The organism is Paraburkholderia hospita (assembly GCF_002902965.1).
GTDB classification, from domain to species: Bacteria; Pseudomonadota; Gammaproteobacteria; order Burkholderiales; family Burkholderiaceae; genus Paraburkholderia; species Paraburkholderia hospita.
Genome location: NZ_CP026110.1, coordinates 18,723 through 37,187, shown reverse-complemented (window position 1 = coordinate 37,187; position 18,465 = coordinate 18,723). Strand labels below are relative to the sequence as shown.

Genomic DNA, 18,465 nt, shown 5'->3' with positions numbered 1-18,465 from the left:
TCCCGCAGGGCGGGAAGGCGGGGGATGGGTAGGTGCGGCCGCCGGCGGCGGCTTAGGCGTCTTCGGCCGCGTCACGTGCCAGTTGCGTCGCGTCGACTAGGTTCAGGCCGAGCTCGTCGCGGAAGTACAGCGCAACCTGATGGATTGCGCCATTGTGGTTGTACTCGGCGCGGCGAAACTCAAGGTACTTGGGGTTCTACGCCGGAACCCCAGAAAATTCCGTCATTCCACATTGTGAACGTCAATCGGTTTGTTGCCTGACGTGCCGAGCGAGTAACTCAGTCGGTAAATGCCTGCCCGAACTGCCGTGCCCGCTTTACATCGTCGGTATGCAAGTAAATCGACGTGGTCGAAATCGACGCGTGACGCAGGTTATCTCGTACGGCGCTCAGCTCAACCCCTCTGGCGATCGCGTGGGTCGCATGGGTGTGCCGCATCCAGTGCGGAGAGGCCCGATGCAGCTTTTCAGCCAGCACCGGATGGTCGTTCTTGATAATCTGCGCGACGAGCCGAAAAAACCGGCGCATGACTTCCCACAGCCGCAAGGGCTTGATGCCGGCATCGGCGTCGTCAAGGCTGCCAATCAGGGACGTGGTCGGATTCCAGTGAGCACGGCTGACAGGAAGCCCCCGCTCCTGCAGATATCGGTCCAGCGCTGTGCGCGCTAGGGGTGTCAGGGTAACGCGGGCTGGCTTGCCGCCCTTGCCGACCACGTGCAGCCAGTGATCACCGGCTGCGTCGACTTCGATGCTGCGCAGTGTGGCGTCAGCCAGTTCGCTGATCCGCAGTCCCGTTGCGTAGCCGAAATCCAGCATGAACCGCAACCGTTGCGCAGCGGGCGCCTGCCAGCCGTACGACCACTCGAGCCCGTTGGCGATGGTGCGCGTCAGCATCCATTCTCCTTCGGTGAAAGCGTGCGAGGTTTCAAGAGCCATGGCGCGCTTGCTGCCGCGTACCTTGATGCCGGAGAATGGGTTGGCCACGACGTAGCGCTGCTCGACCAGCCAGCGGAACATGGCGCTGAGCACGGCAAGCGCATGCGCAATCGAACGGGCCGAGAGGTTGTCGACAAACGGGCGCCAGTCCGTTGATGTGCGCGGCCGCGGTGGCCCGACCCAGCGTTCTCGCGGTGTAGGTCTGCGCAGAAACGCCCTGTAGTCGGTGGCATCCCGGGTGGTCAGCGAAGACAGCGCCTTGCCGCGAGCAACGATGCCCCAGAGAATCAGCCGTTCGGCTTCCTTGCGGTAGGCCCGCTGCGTGGCCGGGGATTCGTGCAACGCGAGCCATGCCTGGATAGCGTCGTAATCGTTGTCGACGCCGAGGATGCAGGCCGACACCGGTGCGCGGAAGGCGCCGGCGGATCCGTCGATCTCGTGCGGTAGCCGTAGTTGCTCCCAAGGCGTCACGACTGACTGCCGATCCGCGATGATCAGTGCGCGGGCCCGCTCCGTGAGCGCCGGGTACGCGGCAAAGAAGGCCTCGATCCTTCTTGCACTGGCCGGCCCGAGACCCGGAATGACGGTCCACCACTGCCGGCGACGCGGAATCCGTACCGTGAGATCGGCCAGGGTCCGGATGCCGGCCGCGTGCAGGGTGCGGGCAGCGCGATTCGGCAGCCAGTGCGCAATGTCGTCGCCGATCTGCGGAGCTGGCGCAGGCATGATGCGCAGTAGCTCGACAGCCTGCGTGGTGGCGCGCGCATGATGCATACGCTTTTGGGCCGGGCATTCGAACAGCGTGGCCAGATCTGCCCGCTGTCGGTTACGGGCATAAAGTGCCAGTTGCCGGCGGATCTGGCCGATGACGCCGCGGGCTGACTGGCTGTGGCTGAGCCGATCTTGCATGTACCGGTGTGCCGCCTCACGCGAGGATGCGCCCTCGTACCAGGCACGCAGCGCTGCCAGTGCATCAGCATCAGGAAAGTCGGTCGGGATGTCGGCGGCGGACGGGCTCGTGGGGCGCGTTTTCATGTCATCGAGTTTAATATGGAAACAATGCCACAGAGATAATAAAGCTTATCTCTGTAGAATGCGGGAGTTCAATATTTCTGTCGTACCCCATGTCGTGATATCACAAAATTGAAGGATCTGACGTTGCGTGGAGAGGATGGTCGATGATCAACAAGAATAAGCTGCTCAGCGTCTTTTCCGACGCCGAACAGGAAGCCCTGTATGGCCTGCCTGATTTCGACGATGCGCAGCGGCTGGAATACCTGGCATTGACCGAATCCGAACTGGCGCTCGCCAGTAGCCGGCCCTCCATACCCGCGCAGGTCTATTGCATCTTGCAGATTGGCTACTTCAAGTCCAAGCACGCCTTCTTCCGCTTCGATTGGGACGAGGTTGAGGACGATTACGATTTCGTGTTGAGCCGCTATTTCCACGGCGAGCCGTTCGAACGCAAGCCGATCACCCGGCACGAGTACTACGCCCAGCGCGAACAGATCGCTGAACTGTACGGCTATCGACCGTGGGTGGCCGCCTTCCTGCCGCAACTCATGCAGCAGGCCGCGCAGATCGTACGTCGCGACGTGACACCGGGATTCGTCGCCGCCGAGCTCATCGTGTGGCTCAATGAGCACAAGATGATCCGGCCCGGCTACACGACCTTGCAAGAGCTAGTCAGCGAAGCCCTGTCCGTCGAACGTCGGCGGCTGGGCGACCTGCTCACCGGCGTATTGGACGAATTGACCCAAACCGCGCTAGACCAACTTCTGGTGCGCGATGATACTCTGTCGAAACTGGCGGCGCTGAAACAGGATGCCAAGAATTTCGGCTGGCGTCAGATGGTCCGCGAACGCGAAAAGCGCGGCACGCTGCAGCCGTTGCACGAAATCGCCAGGACGCTGCTGCCCCGGCTGGATATCTCGCAGCAGAACGTGCTGTACTACGCAAGCCTGGCGAACTTCTATACCGTCCACGACCTGCGCAACCTGAAGGCGGATCAGGCGCAGCTCTACCTGCTGTGTTACGCCTGGGTGCGCTTCCGACAGCTCACCGACAACCTGGTCGATGCGATGGCCTTCCACATGAAGCAGCTCGAGGAAGAAAGCAGCGCGGGCGCGAAACAGTCACTCATCGCCGAGCAAGTAAAACGCCATCGGGAAACGCCGCAGATCGGCCGCCTGTTGTCGCTCTATGTGGACGACAGCGTAGCCGATCCGACGCCGTTCGGCGAGGTGCGTCAGCGCGCCTATAAAATCATGGCCAAAGATGTGCTACAAAACACGGCGCAACGCATGACGGTCAAGCCGCTGAGTCAACTGGCACTACACTGGTTGGCGGTGGACGGCCTAGCCAAACGTATTCGCCGTCACCTGCGCCCCTTGTACGTCGAGCTCGACTTCGTCGGCACCTCCCCAGACAACCCGTGGCTCGCGGCGCTGGCTTGGGTCAAGGGGGCCTTCGCCAAACAGCAGCGCCTGTCACAACGACCGCTCGCCGAATGTCCCGCGGCCACGCTGCCGAAGCGCCTGCGACCGTACCTGCTGATCTTCGGCGCTGATGGTCAGCCGACCGGTTTGCACGCCGATCGCTACGAATTCTGGTTGTACCGCCAGATCCGGAAGCGCTTCCAGTCGGGAGAGATCTATCTCGACGACAGTCTGCAACATCGTCACTTCTCCGACGAGCTTGTTTCGATGAACGAGAAGGCCGACGCGCTGGCGCAGATGGAGATCCCGTTCCTGCAGCAGCCAATCGATGCCCAACTCGATGCGTTAGCGGCCGAGTTGCATGCACAATGGCTGGCCTTCAACCGAGAGCTGAAACAGGGCAAGCTTACGCACCTGGAATACGACAAGGATACGCAGAAGCTGATTTGGCGCAAACCGAAAACCGAGAACCAGAAGGTGCGTGAGCAGGCATTCTACGAGCAACTGCCATTCTGCGATGTTGCCGACGTGTTCCGCTTCGTCAACGGCCAGTGCCAGTTCCTGTCGGCGCTGACGCCATTGCAGCCGCGCTACGCGAAGAAGGTAGCGGACGCCGATAGCCTGATGGCGGTTATCATCGCTCAGGCAATGAACCATGGCAACCATGTCATGGCGCGCACCAGCGACATTCCGTACCACGTTCTGGATAGCACCTACCAGCAGTATCTGCGTCAGGCGACGCTGCATGCGGCCAACGACTGCATCAGCAACGCCATCGCCGCGCTGCCGATCTTCCCGTACTACTCGTTCGATCTCGATGCGCTGTACAGCGCCGTCGATGGGCAGAAATTCGGCGTCGAGCGACCGACCGTGAAGGCGCGTTACTCGCGCAAATACTTCGGACGAGGCAAAGGCGTCGTCGCCTACACGCTGCTGTGCAATCATGTCCCGTTGAACGGCTACCTAATCGGCGCGCACGAGTACGAGGCGCATCACGTGTTCGACATCTGGTATCGCAACACGTCGGATATAGTGCCGACTGCGATCACCGGCGACATGCACAGCATCAACAAAGCCAACTTCGCTATCCTGTATTGGTTCGGGTTGCGCTTCGAGCCTCGCTTCACAAACCTCGATGACCAGTTGCAGGAATTGTATTGTATCGACGACCCGGCGCTGTACGAGAAATGCCTGATTCAGCCGATCGGACAAATCGATCGGCAGCTCATCACCAGTGAGAAGACAAATATCGATCAGATCGTCGCCACGCTGGGCCTCAAAGAGATCACGCAGGGCTCGCTGATCCGCAAACTATGTACGTACTCGCAGGAAAACCCGACACGTCGCGCGATTTTTGAGTTCGATAAGCTCATTCGTACCATCTACACGTTGCGTTACCTGCGCGACCCGCAGCTCGAGCGAAACGTGCATCGCTCCCAAAACCGCCTCGAGTCTTACCATCAGCTTCGTTCGACCATCGCCCAGGTCGGCGGCAAGAAGGAATTGACCGGCCGCACCGACATCGAAATCGAGATCAGCAACCAGTGCGCCCGGCTGATCGCCAACGTCATCATTTTTTACAACTCGGCGATTCTGTCGCATCTACTGACGAAATGGGAGGCCAGTGGCAACGCCAAGGCGCTGGCGCGGCTTACGCAGATATCACCGGCAGCCTGGCGGCATATCCTTTTGAACGGGCACTACACTTTTCAAAGCGACAACAAAATCGACCTGGACGCGCTCATTGCAGGGCTCGAATTGGAGTGATCGAATTTTCGGCGGTTCTGGCTTGGAATCCCTTATTCCTGTTACGGTGGAATACGATGCCACAACCAGGTAATCCTTTACCCCCAGCCGTGGTCAACACCTGGCGACTGAGCGTCGGCACGTCGCTGTTCGTGATCGATATCCTGGCCGACGGCAGCTGGCGACCGGCGTATATTGCGCCAAAGCGGCTGGGTGGCTGGACGATGGATGTGTTGCCGAACATGCCGCCGACGTTAGTCGATATCGCTCCCTCGGTACGCACCCTGTCTCTTGATCAGATCTGGCCGCCTAGGCCGAATTCCCGGGGATCCTCTACGCCGGACGCATCCGCCCCGGATCAGGTAAAAGCAGCGATTGATGCAGGAGCTGCGGGCGCGATTTCTGGTTCGGCCATTGTTAAAATCATCGAGCAACATATTAATGAGCCAGAGAAAATGCTGGCGGCACTGAAAGTTTTTGTACAACCGATGAAAGCGGCGACGCGCAGTTAATCCCACAGCCGCCAGTTCCGCTGGCGGCATTTTAACTTTCTTTATCACACAGGAAACAGCTATGACCATGATTACGGATTCACTGGCCGTCGTTTTACAACGTCGTGACTGGGAAAACCCTGGCGTTACCCAACTTAATCGCCTTGCAGCACATCCCCCTTTCGCCAGCTGGCGTAATAGCGAAGAGGCCCGCACCGATCGCCCTTCCCAACAGTTGCGCAGCCTGAATGGCGAATGGCGCTTTGCCTGGTTTCCGGCACCAGAAGCGGTGCCGGAAAGCTGGCTGGAGTGCGATCTTCCTGAGGCCGATACTGTCGTCGTCCCCTCAAACTGGCAGATGCACGGTTACGATGCGCCCATCTACACCAACGTGACCTATCCCATTACGGTCAATCCGCCGTTTGTTCCCACGGAGAATCCGACGGGTTGTTACTCGCTCACATTTAATGTTGATGAAAGCTGGCTACAGGAAGGCCAGACGCGAATTATTTTTGATGGCGTTAACTCGGCGTTTCATCTGTGGTGCAACGGGCGCTGGGTCGGTTACGGCCAGGACAGTCGTTTGCCGTCTGAATTTGACCTGAGCGCATTTTTACGCGCCGGAGAAAACCGCCTCGCGGTGATGGTGCTGCGCTGGAGTGACGGCAGTTATCTGGAAGATCAGGATATGTGGCGGATGAGCGGCATTTTCCGTGACGTCTCGTTGCTGCATAAACCGACTACACAAATCAGCGATTTCCATGTTGCCACTCGCTTTAATGATGATTTCAGCCGCGCTGTACTGGAGGCTGAAGTTCAGATGTGCGGCGAGTTGCGTGACTACCTACGGGTAACAGTTTCTTTATGGCAGGGTGAAACGCAGGTCGCCAGCGGCACCGCGCCTTTCGGCGGTGAAATTATCGATGAGCGTGGTGGTTATGCCGATCGCGTCACACTACGTCTGAACGTCGAAAACCCGAAACTGTGGAGCGCCGAAATCCCGAATCTCTATCGTGCGGTGGTTGAACTGCACACCGCCGACGGCACGCTGATTGAAGCAGAAGCCTGCGATGTCGGTTTCCGCGAGGTGCGGATTGAAAATGGTCTGCTGCTGCTGAACGGCAAGCCGTTGCTGATTCGAGGCGTTAACCGTCACGAGCATCATCCTCTGCATGGTCAGGTCATGGATGAGCAGACGATGGTGCAGGATATCCTGCTGATGAAGCAGAACAACTTTAACGCCGTGCGCTGTTCGCATTATCCGAACCATCCGCTGTGGTACACGCTGTGCGACCGCTACGGCCTGTATGTGGTGGATGAAGCCAATATTGAAACCCACGGCATGGTGCCAATGAATCGTCTGACCGATGATCCGCGCTGGCTACCGGCGATGAGCGAACGCGTAACGCGAATGGTGCAGCGCGATCGTAATCACCCGAGTGTGATCATCTGGTCGCTGGGGAATGAATCAGGCCACGGCGCTAATCACGACGCGCTGTATCGCTGGATCAAATCTGTCGATCCTTCCCGCCCGGTGCAGTATGAAGGCGGCGGAGCCGACACCACGGCCACCGATATTATTTGCCCGATGTACGCGCGCGTGGATGAAGACCAGCCCTTCCCGGCTGTGCCGAAATGGTCCATCAAAAAATGGCTTTCGCTACCTGGAGAGACGCGCCCGCTGATCCTTTGCGAATACGCCCACGCGATGGGTAACAGTCTTGGCGGTTTCGCTAAATACTGGCAGGCGTTTCGTCAGTATCCCCGTTTACAGGGCGGCTTCGTCTGGGACTGGGTGGATCAGTCGCTGATTAAATATGATGAAAACGGCAACCCGTGGTCGGCTTACGGCGGTGATTTTGGCGATACGCCGAACGATCGCCAGTTCTGTATGAACGGTCTGGTCTTTGCCGACCGCACGCCGCATCCAGCGCTGACGGAAGCAAAACACCAGCAGCAGTTTTTCCAGTTCCGTTTATCCGGGCAAACCATCGAAGTGACCAGCGAATACCTGTTCCGTCATAGCGATAACGAGCTCCTGCACTGGATGGTGGCGCTGGATGGTAAGCCGCTGGCAAGCGGTGAAGTGCCTCTGGATGTCGCTCCACAAGGTAAACAGTTGATTGAACTGCCTGAACTACCGCAGCCGGAGAGCGCCGGGCAACTCTGGCTCACAGTACGCGTAGTGCAACCGAACGCGACCGCATGGTCAGAAGCCGGGCACATCAGCGCCTGGCAGCAGTGGCGTCTGGCGGAAAACCTCAGTGTGACGCTCCCCGCCGCGTCCCACGCCATCCCGCATCTGACCACCAGCGAAATGGATTTTTGCATCGAGCTGGGTAATAAGCGTTGGCAATTTAACCGCCAGTCAGGCTTTCTTTCACAGATGTGGATTGGCGATAAAAAACAACTGCTGACGCCGCTGCGCGATCAGTTCACCCGTGCACCGCTGGATAACGACATTGGCGTAAGTGAAGCGACCCGCATTGACCCTAACGCCTGGGTCGAACGCTGGAAGGCGGCGGGCCATTACCAGGCCGAAGCAGCGTTGTTGCAGTGCACGGCAGATACACTTGCTGATGCGGTGCTGATTACGACCGCTCACGCGTGGCAGCATCAGGGGAAAACCTTATTTATCAGCCGGAAAACCTACCGGATTGATGGTAGTGGTCAAATGGCGATTACCGTTGATGTTGAAGTGGCGAGCGATACACCGCATCCGGCGCGGATTGGCCTGAACTGCCAGCTGGCGCAGGTAGCAGAGCGGGTAAACTGGCTCGGATTAGGGCCGCAAGAAAACTATCCCGACCGCCTTACTGCCGCCTGTTTTGACCGCTGGGATCTGCCATTGTCAGACATGTATACCCCGTACGTCTTCCCGAGCGAAAACGGTCTGCGCTGCGGGACGCGCGAATTGAATTATGGCCCACACCAGTGGCGCGGCGACTTCCAGTTCAACATCAGCCGCTACAGTCAACAGCAACTGATGGAAACCAGCCATCGCCATCTGCTGCACGCGGAAGAAGGCACATGGCTGAATATCGACGGTTTCCATATGGGGATTGGTGGCGACGACTCCTGGAGCCCGTCAGTATCGGCGGAATTACAGCTGAGCGCCGGTCGCTACCATTACCAGTTGGTCTGGTGTCAAAAATAATAATAACCGGGCAGGCCATGTCTGCCCGTATTTCGCGTAAGGAAATCCATTATGTACTATTTCAAGCTTCGGCCGCCTAGGCCGCGGCCGCCGCGTTTAATGACCAGCACAGTCGTGATGGCAAGGTCAGAATAGCGCTGAGGTCTGCCTCGTGAAGAAGGTGTTGCTGACTCATACCAGGCCTGAATCGCCCCATCATCCAGCCAGAAAGTGAGGGAGCCACGGTTGATGAGAGCTTTGTTGTAGGTGGACCAGTTGGTGATTTTGAACTTTTGCTTTGCCACGGAACGGTCTGCGTTGTCGGGAAGATGCGTGATCTGATCCTTCAACTCAGCAAAAGTTCGATTTATTCAACAAAGCCACGTTGTGTCTCAAAATCTCTGATGTTACATTGCACAAGATAAAAATATATCATCATGAACAATAAAACTGTCTGCTTACATAAACAGTAATACAAGGGGTGTTATGAGCCATATTCAACGGGAAACGTCTTGCTCGAGGCCGCGATTAAATTCCAACATGGATGCTGATTTATATGGGTATAAATGGGCTCGCGATAATGTCGGGCAATCAGGTGCGACAATCTATCGATTGTATGGGAAGCCCGATGCGCCAGAGTTGTTTCTGAAACATGGCAAAGGTAGCGTTGCCAATGATGTTACAGATGAGATGGTCAGACTAAACTGGCTGACGGAATTTATGCCTCTTCCGACCATCAAGCATTTTATCCGTACTCCTGATGATGCATGGTTACTCACCACTGCGATCCCCGGGAAAACAGCATTCCAGGTATTAGAAGAATATCCTGATTCAGGTGAAAATATTGTTGATGCGCTGGCAGTGTTCCTGCGCCGGTTGCATTCGATTCCTGTTTGTAATTGTCCTTTTAACAGCGATCGCGTATTTCGTCTCGCTCAGGCGCAATCACGAATGAATAACGGTTTGGTTGATGCGAGTGATTTTGATGACGAGCGTAATGGCTGGCCTGTTGAACAAGTCTGGAAAGAAATGCATAAGCTTTTGCCATTCTCACCGGATTCAGTCGTCACTCATGGTGATTTCTCACTTGATAACCTTATTTTTGACGAGGGGAAATTAATAGGTTGTATTGATGTTGGACGAGTCGGAATCGCAGACCGATACCAGGATCTTGCCATCCTATGGAACTGCCTCGGTGAGTTTTCTCCTTCATTACAGAAACGGCTTTTTCAAAAATATGGTATTGATAATCCTGATATGAATAAATTGCAGTTTCATTTGATGCTCGATGAGTTTTTCTAATCAGAATTGGTTAATTGGTTGTAACACTGGCAGAGCATTACGCTGACTTGACGGGACGGCGGCTTTGTTGAATAAATCGAACTTTTGCTGAGTTGAAGGATCAGATCACGCATCTTCCCGACAACGCAGACCGTTCCGTGGCAAAGCAAAAGTTCAAAATCACCAACTGGTCCACCTACAACAAAGCTCTCATCAACCGTGGCTCCCTCACTTTCTGGCTGGATGATGGGGCGATTCAGGCCTGGTATGAGTCAGCAACACCTTCTTCACGAGGCAGACCTCAGCGCTATTCTGACCTTGCCATCACGACTGTGCTGGTCATTAAACGCGGCGGCCGCACTTGTGTATAAGAGTCAGGTACGCACCTGGGCGCGACAGTACGGCGCGAATGTAACGAACCGGCGCACGCCGGCGCGCCGGTTTCCCGCGCAAACCGCTTCTTCGAACAGGACGCCAGAATGAACATGCTGAAACGTCGTCTCGATGCGACAGACGAAAAGCTGCAGGAGCTGAAAACAGCCCGCAAAGCGGCAGCTAAGGCGCAGCGCCAGCAGGTCAAGCAAACGCGCGCGGATCGCGAGCGAAAGATCATGCTGGCCGGCGAGGCGTTGCTGCGGCGTGTCGATCGCGGCGAGTGGGATGAAGCCGATTTCCGCGCGATGATGGACGATTATCTGTCGCGGCCCGCCGATCGCGCGCTGTTCGAGCTCGACGATGTATAGCCTTTGATGTTCGACGTCGACGCACCGCACAGCCAGGTCGGCAAATGTTGATTTGATTCACGATGAAGGATGCCCGATGCTGCCAACGCTCCGCATGAACCGGAATTTTGTCGAGGCCTTGCTGGCCGAGCGCGCGCCCTGCTTTGCGATGGGACTCGTGGCCGAGGGCCAGACGCACTATGCTTGCCTGGCACTGCGGCCGGTGGATGACATTCCGAACGACGTAACACGCAGCGGTTTCAACTTTGGCCACTCGATACGCGGCACCGACGACTTCGAGGTCGTACACTTCGGCTTAGAGTTTTACGGCTACCGCATCTTCAATGCGCTGATCAATCCGAGCAACTTCATCGCCAGGACAATCCTGTCGCACATGGTCGACACGAAGGCGTTTTTCTTCTTCGCGGTCAACCCGTCAGGCGGTGTGACGGTGTTCAAGTCCGGCATCGGTGAATGCAGCCTGGACAGCATCGAGTCTAATCTCGAGCGGATACTGCGCTCGAGCACGTCCGATGCTCAGTACGACGCGGCGCTGACAACGTTCAGCGACCATCCAGATCCGGTCGGGCCGATGCTGCACTGGGTTTGCCGGGACTGCGAAGATTGTCTCGACCTGTCCCACAATGTAATCGAACTGGGCCCCGCGTAACGGTCCTGATGGTCCGTGTGACCGAGACCGTCATGTCACTCACCGGACGTCGCTCCAACATTCTTCGGCTGGAATAAGCCGATTAATGTTCACAATGTGGAACGACGGAATTTTCTGGGGTTCCGGCGTAGATCCCCATCCTTTTGATGCGGAATCTGGCGCTTTCATCCCGCCGCGTCCGTGAGGCCCAGACGCATCCGATAGTCCCCGAGCAACTGCTGCTCGTCGAACTGCGCTGTGAGCTTCGTCAGATCGGCGGTCAGCGATTCACGTGCTTCGCGCAGCCGCGTCAGTTCAGTCGCCTCAGTCCTCGCGGTGTTAGCAGCGCATCGTGCTCGGCCTTGGTGCGTGCGTGGTCGGCGAGCGACTGGTTCAACGTATTCTGTAACTACTTGCTGTGCGCTTGCAGCTCGCGTAGATGCCTTGTCGCGACGCCGGCTTCGGCGACGAGCCGCGCGCTTTCTCTGTTCAACTGGGTTATTTCATTTTGCTTGACGATCAGCGTTTGGTTCACCTGGCGCAGTTCAGCCTGCAGTTACTGAACCCCCAGCATCCTTGGCAGCGCGGGTCGAATGAAAATGCGAACGGGCTATCGAGACATCCCCAACGGCACCTACATTTCGGTGTACCAATTGGCTACTCAATACCGTGGCGAGGCGGCTGGATGGGCGACCGAGGAAAACCCTGAACCACGGAACGCCCGCCGAACGATTTCAGCAAACTGTTGCATCCACCGGTTGAATCCGCACGAGCAAGCGGTCATTCAAATGACAGTAATGTAGATCGTGTCGTCGACATTGCAATCAAGCGCTCTTTTTTCAACGTTGGCTGCACCGGCCCGTCGTCTGCTCACGTGCTTAATAGCATCATCAGCAAGGCGGTCGACACCGGTACGAACTTCCCAAATTAGATGATCTGCAGTTACGTCCGGTCCAGAAAACACGTCACGTCGTTGCGCACCGCCTTGCCTTAATCGCGCGACAACCTTCCCGCGTCGCCACACGCCATCTCACGCTGCGCAAGATCACGCTTCCCCTCCCGCAACCCGAGGTGAGCGCTTCCGTCTCACCTCGAATAGATCGCGACGCCACTCCTTATATAGCTCGAGACGTAACGCGCAGCGCGCTCGACCTCTCTGACTGGCGTCCGAGGATCCGCCTCATGGCGGACACGAGGTCGCCTGCCGCATCGGCCGGCAAGGACGTCGCCCGATAGGCGACGTGGAAATCCGGCCGCACCAGGATGGCGCCGGTGTCGATGATCTCGGAAATTCTCGCGAAGTCGCCGTAATGATCCTCGTAGGCCTGGCCAGGCCCAATGATGCGCACCGTCACTGCCACCCCGAGTTGCCGGCTCACGGCCGCCGCGGCATCCTGCCAGGCTGCGCCGCCAATCCCGGTAAAGAGAGTGAAGTTGCCCTTCCCGCAGAGATCCTTTGTTGAGATACGGTGTCCATCACCACTCGCATAGACCCAGACATGCGGCATGGGCGCTCCAGGCCGCGTCGACGCCTGGTGATAGAGCTCGACGTCGCGGAAGACTTCGTCCGGCGAATTGTCTGCCACGATCGCGGGACTGTCGTAACGCTGATTCATTTCGACGCCGTGGGCGTTGTAAACGTAATTGGTCCCGGCGATGGCCTCGCGTAACCGCGTGCGCTGCGCTTGCGCCTCGGGCCCAGGTTCCTTGCGGCGAGCCATGTTGCTCTTCATCTCGTCGGCGCTCTTGGCCTGCGGCAACCCCAGAGCCATCGCGATCGGCGGGAAATCCTCAAGCGACTTGTTCGCCCTGCAGACCACCTGCTTCGCGATCGGCGCCCGCTCGATCGTGTAGGTGTCCAGCAGGCTCTCGTCGGCCGTGCCGTTCAGCACCATGGCGATCTTCCAGGCGAGATTGAAGCTGTCCTGGATGGAGGTGTTTGAGCCGAGTCCGTTGGTCGGCGGATGCCGGTGGACCGCGTCGCCGGCGCAGAAGACCCGTCCTTGCTGCAACCGGGTCGCGTACATGTCGTTGACCGTCCAGGTCGAGATGCCCTCAATTTTCAGCGGCACGCTGTCATCGCCGATCAGATTGTGGACGATGCGGCGGGCGAAGGATTCCGAGATCTCCGGCGGGCCCTGCTCGACGTCGTACCCCCAGATCGCCAGCCATTTGTTCCACGGCCGGACCATGCGCACCACGCCGATGCCGAGACCGCCGATATCGGAGCCGGGCTGGATGACCCAGTAAAGGACCGATGGACGATGCGCGACGTAGCGGTCGAGATCAGCCTCGAACAGCAAGTTGATGGAACCGGACTTGCCCATGGTACCTTCGAGCGGCAGGTCCAGGTCTGACACGACGCGGCTGTTGGCGCCGTCGGCGCCGATCAGATATTTCGACCGGACGGTAAACTCTTCGCCATTCAGACGATCGCGCAAGCGCGACGACACGCCGTCAGCATCCTGTTCGTGTCCAAGATACTCTGTGTCGAAGCGCACCTTGCAGCCGTCGAGTGCGGCCGACTTGACGAGAATCGGCTCGAGATAGTTCTGTGGCAGGTCGCACATGGAGGTCGGCGAACATTCGTCGTAATCGGCGCGCCGGCGAACATCCGTCCCCCAGGTGCGAATCCGACCGAACTCCTCGCCGGCCAACGAGGCGCAGATGGTGTTCTCGCCCATTAGGTCATTCGGCGCGGCGTAGAGGCGGGCTTCAGCTTCGAGACCGAGATCACGCAGGATCTCCATTGTGCGTTGGTTGGTGATGTGGGCACGCGGCGTCGGAGCCGTCCAGTTGTACTTGTTAATGAGCATCGTCCTGACACCGTATCGCGCAAGCAGTGCCCCCGCCGAAGCGCCCGCCGGCCCGGTGCCAACGACCAGCACGTCGGTTTCGATCGTCAATGCCATGTCTTCCTCCGTCAATTGTTATGTCTCTCTCTTTGTGAGAAGAAACAGGGATTGTTCATCTCGCGTTCGGCCAAGTCGATTTTTTAAACTTCACCGTCTTTAACGCGCGATGAATAGTAAGGCTGAAGAGCCTTTGTTGCGCGCAAAGTAAAAATGAGCCACTTCGCGCAAAGAAAATCCGAGCCACCTCCAGTACAGTCGGCCTTTTTCGCGCGAAGGCTGGCGATGCTCCACAAGGAACAGTGGATGCAAATTCATGTGCTTCGCTTTAGCTTGAAGACCCGATGTCGACTTTGGAACGGGCTCTTCACCGCTACCGTACTAAACGCGGAGTGCAGGTCACATTATTTGAAATCCGGTCTTCGCCCACGAAACGCATTGACTAACAATGTTTCCAATGCGTCCGATTCCAGCGGACGCGGATTCGGATATTGGTCCCTTAGCGCGAGGTCGCGTACCCTCGGAATATCTTCAGGCCGCATACCGATTTCGGCGAGACTGAGTGGTGCTCCAGCATTTCTGGCGAGATCATATAGCGCGCTCGGGACGTCACTACTGCCGGCGACTTCCTGAAGCAGTCGCTCAGCTGGCGCGGCGTACGGCAGATTGTATGCCAGTGCGTGTGGTAGTACGATTGCATGTGTCTCCGCGTGGGGAAGATTAAGGGTTCCCCCAAGCGTGTGGCAGAGTTTGTGATGTAGCCCCATGCCCAAGTGGCACAGTGCAGTGCCACACATCCATGCCCCAAAAAGGGCATCCGTACGCGCTTCGGCGTCAGTCGGCTTTGCCACCAGGCGCGGGATTGCATCGAACAAGGCGCATATGCCCTGCTTACACATGGTCTCGAGAACGGGATTGAGGTCGGCCGAGTACAGACCTTCTGCGGCGTGAGCGATCGCATTCAAGGCGCTCGTCACCGAGATAGCAAGCGGCAAATCGACCGTGAGCAATGGATCATAAATCACGGTCTTCGGTAGCACCTTGGGGTCGCGGCCGGTCCTCTTCATTCCGCCTTCCGTGACACCCCAAATGGTAGTCATTTCACTACCGGCATAGGTCGTTGGTATAACCAGACTTGGGACGTCAAGGTTCATCGAAAGGATTTTTGCGAGTCCGGTGGTCGATCCTCCCCCGATCGCGATGATTGAGTCGGCGTCAGTATCGTTAAAAGCCCGCTCGGCTTTCTGGATGACGTCGACGGGAACATGCATCGTCGCGCCATCGAAATATCCAGCTACCCTGTCACCTATCGGACGGACGATATCCTTCGCTAACTCGCGTTGTTCCGGGCTGCTTAATACCAAGGGCCGGCGTGCGCCAAGGCGTCCTATTTCATCTGGCAATGCAGAAGCAGTGCCCGCCCCGAAGACGACCCTCGGGCTCAGGTAGTCAAGCGTGAACTTCTTCATGAAGGGTCCTTCAACATTGCAAGCAGTTCGAGCGTCCGAGCATTGGCCACAGTTGTCGCCGCCTGATCGAAATTTGGGCTGGATGACCGTGCAAATGAATGCCCCACTGGATACCAGTGCAGACTCAGATTTTTGTTTCGACCGAAATGCTCTTCGAGAATGCTACGGGCCTCTTCTGTGACATAGTGATCTTTGGTACCCATGTGGAACATCGCCGGTCGTGTAATAGCTGGCACCAGTGAGACCTTTTTTTCAAGTCCCACGCCGTAATAGCCGATTGAGCAATCGGCCAATGATCGCGCCGCCACATCAAACGCCAGCGCACCTCCCAGGCAGTACCCGACTACAGCGACACGACCGTTCGAGAAAGGGAGCGCACGAGCGTATTCAATGGCGCATGAAAGGTCATTGACTCCTGCCTCCATGTCAAAGTCGCGAAACAACGCAAGCGCCTGTTCCCGTTCCGATGGTACGTTTGCATCAAGCTCGATATTCGGCGCCTGTCTCCAGTACAGATCCGGACACACGCAACCAAAGCCCGCACCAACGAGCCATTCCACGGTTTCTCTTATGAAAGGCGTGATCCCGAAAATCTCCTGCGCGATCACGACGATGGGTGCGGAGTCCGTCGTCGGCTTTCCGAGGTAGGCACCAAAGCGACCACCCGAGCGCGACGTGATCTCAACGCCGTCTGATAACATATTTAGTCTCCAGTTACACATGCGCAGTTGCATTCGAGGCGATCCACAGCCGCGGCCTGCGCTGCGCGTTTTGCCTAGCTGACGCGTGCGTATTGGCGCACCTTGTCCTCGTCAAGCGTCATGCCGTGACCTACGCCAGTGGGAACCTGCAGTTCGTAATCCCGGATCTCGAGTGGCTCGTGGCTCAGCGTGTCTGCCAACACGAAGGGACCGATCAGTTCGCAACCGAACGGAAGCGATGGAACCGTAGAATAGAGCTGAAGTGCAACCGATGTGCCGATCGTCGAGTCAAGCATTGTTCCGCCATACGATGCAATCCCGCTTGCTTCCGCGACCGCTGCTATCTTTTGCGTCGCCGAGACCCCTCCCATGTTGCAAAGCTTCAGCGAAAAGACATCCACACTTCGGTCGCGCGCGAGATCGAATGCCGAGGCCAACGTACTCAGGCTCTCATCGGCCATGATGGCCACGCGGTTGTTGTCGGAGAGCCGCCTCAACGCTTGCGTATTTTCGCGGCCGACCGGCTGTTCGATGAGTTCCACGCCAAGCGCCTCCAGTTCAGGAATGTAGACGGACGCCACTTGCTCGTCCCAAGCCTGATTCACGTCAACGCGAAGGTAGGCCTTCGATCCGAGACTATTTGACAAAGCCTCCATATGGATGAGATCGTCTTGGGGCGACCGGAAGCCAAGCTTGACTTTGAAGCGATTGTGTCGTCGTCTTTCAATCATCTCGACGGCAGAATCGAGATCGCGTTTCGTATCTCCGCTCGCCAATGTCCAGGCAATCGGAATCGCACTGCGCAACGGCCCGCCAAGTAACTCGGCGATCGATACGCCTAACGCTCGAGCTTTGAGATCCAGTAACGCCATCTCGACCGCAGCCTTTGCAGAGGCGTTTCCGGTGACGGCACGCGCCATGGTTTGCAGTGCACCTGAAACGTTGAACGCATCAGTTCCGAGGAGGTGGGGCGCGAGATACCGTTCCACGATGATCTTGATCGTCTCCGCACACTCTGCGCTCCAGACGGGACCACCAACGCTTCCACCCTCGCCGACACCAACGAGCCCCTCCGAATACACCCGGACGATAACGTAGCTCTGCTGGTGCACGGTAGTGATCGACATCTGGATCGGCCGCTTGGTCGGCACATCCACGATCACTGCTTCAATCGCGTCAATCTTCACGGGTTTGCCCCCGCCTGCGCACGCGCGGGCTCGATAACGAAGTTGATGTTCATCAGGCGGACACCCTCTTCCACAATATCGGGAGTAATCAGACTAGACTGGACGCCGTTGCAACAGTCGTCCGTGATCCAATCTCCACCTTCGAAGTAGTACTGCGTGGTCAACGTTTCATATCCCGGCGCCTTCACCTTGAAATGTACATGAGCGGGACGCCACGAGTGACCACCCATGGTTTCGAGCAATGCGCCCGTGGGACCCTGATCCGGGATCTGATACGGCACCGGCATCGTTGTGCGCACGCGGAAGCTGCCATCGGTGCCCACCCTGAGCTTCCCTCGATAAAAATCAGTCGGGATGTCGTCATGGAAACCGCTGTACTTCCCATCGGGCGTCGAATGCCAGACATCAATCGTCACGTCCTCGACAACGCTCCCGTCGACCGCTTTGACCGTTCCCTGGATAAGCAAAGGCTTGTGGTCGTCCGTGTCGTAAGTCTTGAGCCGGTCATCGACCAGAGGGGCGTCGTCGCGATAGTAGGGTCCCTCGATAGCAGGCGTTGAACCTTCGCTAATACGAGCCTTCGTCGCAGCCACGGTGCTATTGAAAAAAACATCGCAAAGAAGAGCGGTTTCACGCTGTTCGGCTACTTGCATGAGGTAATGAACCGCAGTTCGGTATTCCGCCTCAGTAACCTCCTTCTGGTCGAGCACCCGCTGTACCGCCGCGACGATCGCATCGACAACATCCTTGACTCTTTTGTTCACTTTGCCTCCGTCATGAAAACATGAACACGTGGGCGACAATTGCCCCGCACAGTCATAATAGAGACGGCAATCCCATACCGTCCAATACCTTTTC

The 18,465-nt window shown here is 57.4% G+C and carries 11 protein-coding genes and 4 pseudogenes; 8 read left to right on the top strand and 7 right to left on the bottom strand.

What is annotated here, in order from left to right; translation table 11 throughout:
• Positions 1 to 278: 278 nt before the first annotated feature.
• On the bottom strand, positions 279 to 1,970 hold the full coding sequence (locus tag C2L64_RS52705; RefSeq protein ID WP_007180429.1) for a site-specific integrase: 1,692 nt from the start codon (positions 1,968 to 1,970) through the stop codon (positions 279 to 281).
• A gap of 143 nt (positions 1,971 to 2,113) precedes the next feature.
• On the opposite strand from C2L64_RS52705, the gene C2L64_RS52700 reads away from it, so the two are divergent.
• From C2L64_RS52700 to lacZ, 3 genes and pseudogenes are all read left to right on the top strand, one after another.
• The gene (locus C2L64_RS52700; RefSeq protein ID WP_007181927.1) at positions 2,114 to 5,140 is read left to right on the top strand and encodes a Tn3 family transposase; all 3,027 of its coding nucleotides are present in this window, start codon (positions 2,114 to 2,116) and stop codon (positions 5,138 to 5,140) included.
• Between the two features lie 326 nt (positions 5,141 to 5,466).
• A pseudogene (locus tag C2L64_RS52690) lies at positions 5,467 to 5,631 on the top strand (tryptophan synthase subunit alpha); the annotation flags it as partial.
• Between the two features lie 61 nt (positions 5,632 to 5,692).
• Positions 5,693 to 8,767 (top strand): beta-galactosidase, encoded by a 3,075-nt coding sequence (lacZ, locus tag C2L64_RS52685; RefSeq protein WP_090839313.1) that lies wholly within the window; start codon positions 5,693 to 5,695, stop codon positions 8,765 to 8,767.
• Between the two features lie 92 nt (positions 8,768 to 8,859).
• On the opposite strand, the pseudogene C2L64_RS52680 reads toward lacZ, so the two are convergent.
• Positions 8,860 to 9,096, bottom strand: a pseudogene (locus C2L64_RS52680) (transposase); the annotation flags it as partial.
• 136 nt (positions 9,097 to 9,232) lie between these two features.
• Here C2L64_RS52680 and aph(3')-Ia point away from each other — a divergent pair.
• From aph(3')-Ia to C2L64_RS55790, 5 genes and pseudogenes are all read left to right on the top strand, one after another.
• On the top strand, positions 9,233 to 10,048 hold the full coding sequence (gene aph(3')-Ia, locus C2L64_RS52675; protein ID WP_000018329.1) for an aminoglycoside O-phosphotransferase APH(3')-Ia: 816 nt from the start codon (positions 9,233 to 9,235) through the stop codon (positions 10,046 to 10,048).
• Between the two features lie 92 nt (positions 10,049 to 10,140).
• Positions 10,141 to 10,377, top strand: a pseudogene (locus tag C2L64_RS52665) (transposase); the annotation flags it as partial.
• A 129-nt stretch (positions 10,378 to 10,506) separates the two neighbouring features.
• Positions 10,507 to 10,770, top strand: a complete 264-nt coding sequence (locus C2L64_RS54010) for a hypothetical protein (protein WP_007180432.1) — start codon at positions 10,507 to 10,509, stop codon at positions 10,768 to 10,770.
• A 76-nt stretch (positions 10,771 to 10,846) separates the two neighbouring features.
• A complete protein-coding gene (locus C2L64_RS52655) occupies positions 10,847 to 11,419 on the top strand; it encodes a hypothetical protein (protein ID WP_007180433.1) in 573 nt (190 codons plus the stop codon).
• A gap of 541 nt (positions 11,420 to 11,960) precedes the next feature.
• A pseudogene (locus C2L64_RS55790) lies at positions 11,961 to 12,160 on the top strand (IS30 family transposase); the annotation flags it as partial.
• A 353-nt stretch (positions 12,161 to 12,513) separates the two neighbouring features.
• On the opposite strand, the gene tfdB reads toward C2L64_RS55790, so the two are convergent.
• From tfdB to C2L64_RS52620, 5 genes are all read right to left on the bottom strand, one after another.
• Positions 12,514 to 14,310 carry a 2,4-dichlorophenol 6-monooxygenase gene (gene tfdB / locus C2L64_RS52640; RefSeq protein WP_011178382.1) on the bottom strand — a complete coding sequence of 599 codons (1,797 nt, stop codon included), beginning with the start codon at positions 14,308 to 14,310 and terminating at the stop codon, positions 12,514 to 12,516.
• A gap of 344 nt (positions 14,311 to 14,654) precedes the next feature.
• Positions 14,655 to 15,719, bottom strand: a complete 1,065-nt coding sequence (locus C2L64_RS52635; protein ID WP_011178383.1) for a maleylacetate reductase — start codon at positions 15,717 to 15,719, stop codon at positions 14,655 to 14,657.
• Entirely contained in the window at positions 15,716 to 16,420 is a 705-nt protein-coding gene (locus C2L64_RS52630) for a dienelactone hydrolase family protein (RefSeq protein ID WP_011178384.1), read from the bottom strand. The genes C2L64_RS52635 and C2L64_RS52630 overlap by 4 nt, the downstream gene beginning before the upstream one ends.
• Positions 16,421 to 16,494: 74 nt before the next feature.
• Positions 16,495 to 17,607, bottom strand: a complete 1,113-nt coding sequence (gene tfdD, locus C2L64_RS52625; protein WP_011178385.1) for a chloromuconate cycloisomerase — start codon at positions 17,605 to 17,607, stop codon at positions 16,495 to 16,497.
• Entirely contained in the window at positions 17,604 to 18,371 is a 768-nt protein-coding gene (locus C2L64_RS52620) for a chlorocatechol 1,2-dioxygenase (RefSeq protein WP_011178386.1), read from the bottom strand. The genes tfdD and C2L64_RS52620 overlap by 4 nt, the downstream gene beginning before the upstream one ends.
• Positions 18,372 to 18,465 lie beyond the last annotated feature (94 nt).

What these genes read in the sequence shown, in the direction of transcription:
- C2L64_RS52630 (WP_011178384.1), bottom strand. Translation starts at nt 16,420, where the DNA reads ATGTTATCAGACGGCGTTGAGATCACGTCGCGCTCGGGTGGTCGCTTT.
- tfdB (WP_011178382.1), bottom strand. Translation starts at nt 14,310, where the DNA reads ATGGCATTGACGATCGAAACCGACGTGCTGGTCGTTGGCACCGGGCCG.
- C2L64_RS52655 (WP_007180433.1), top strand. Translation starts at nt 10,847, where the DNA reads ATGCTGCCAACGCTCCGCATGAACCGGAATTTTGTCGAGGCCTTGCTG.
- C2L64_RS52705 (WP_007180429.1), bottom strand. Translation starts at nt 1,970, where the DNA reads ATGAAAACGCGCCCCACGAGCCCGTCCGCCGCCGACATCCCGACCGAC.
- C2L64_RS52700 (WP_007181927.1), top strand. Translation starts at nt 2,114, where the DNA reads ATGATCAACAAGAATAAGCTGCTCAGCGTCTTTTCCGACGCCGAACAG.
- C2L64_RS54010 (WP_007180432.1), top strand. Translation starts at nt 10,507, where the DNA reads ATGAACATGCTGAAACGTCGTCTCGATGCGACAGACGAAAAGCTGCAG.
- C2L64_RS52635 (WP_011178383.1), bottom strand. Translation starts at nt 15,719, where the DNA reads ATGAAGAAGTTCACGCTTGACTACCTGAGCCCGAGGGTCGTCTTCGGG.
- lacZ (WP_090839313.1), top strand. Translation starts at nt 5,693, where the DNA reads ATGACCATGATTACGGATTCACTGGCCGTCGTTTTACAACGTCGTGAC.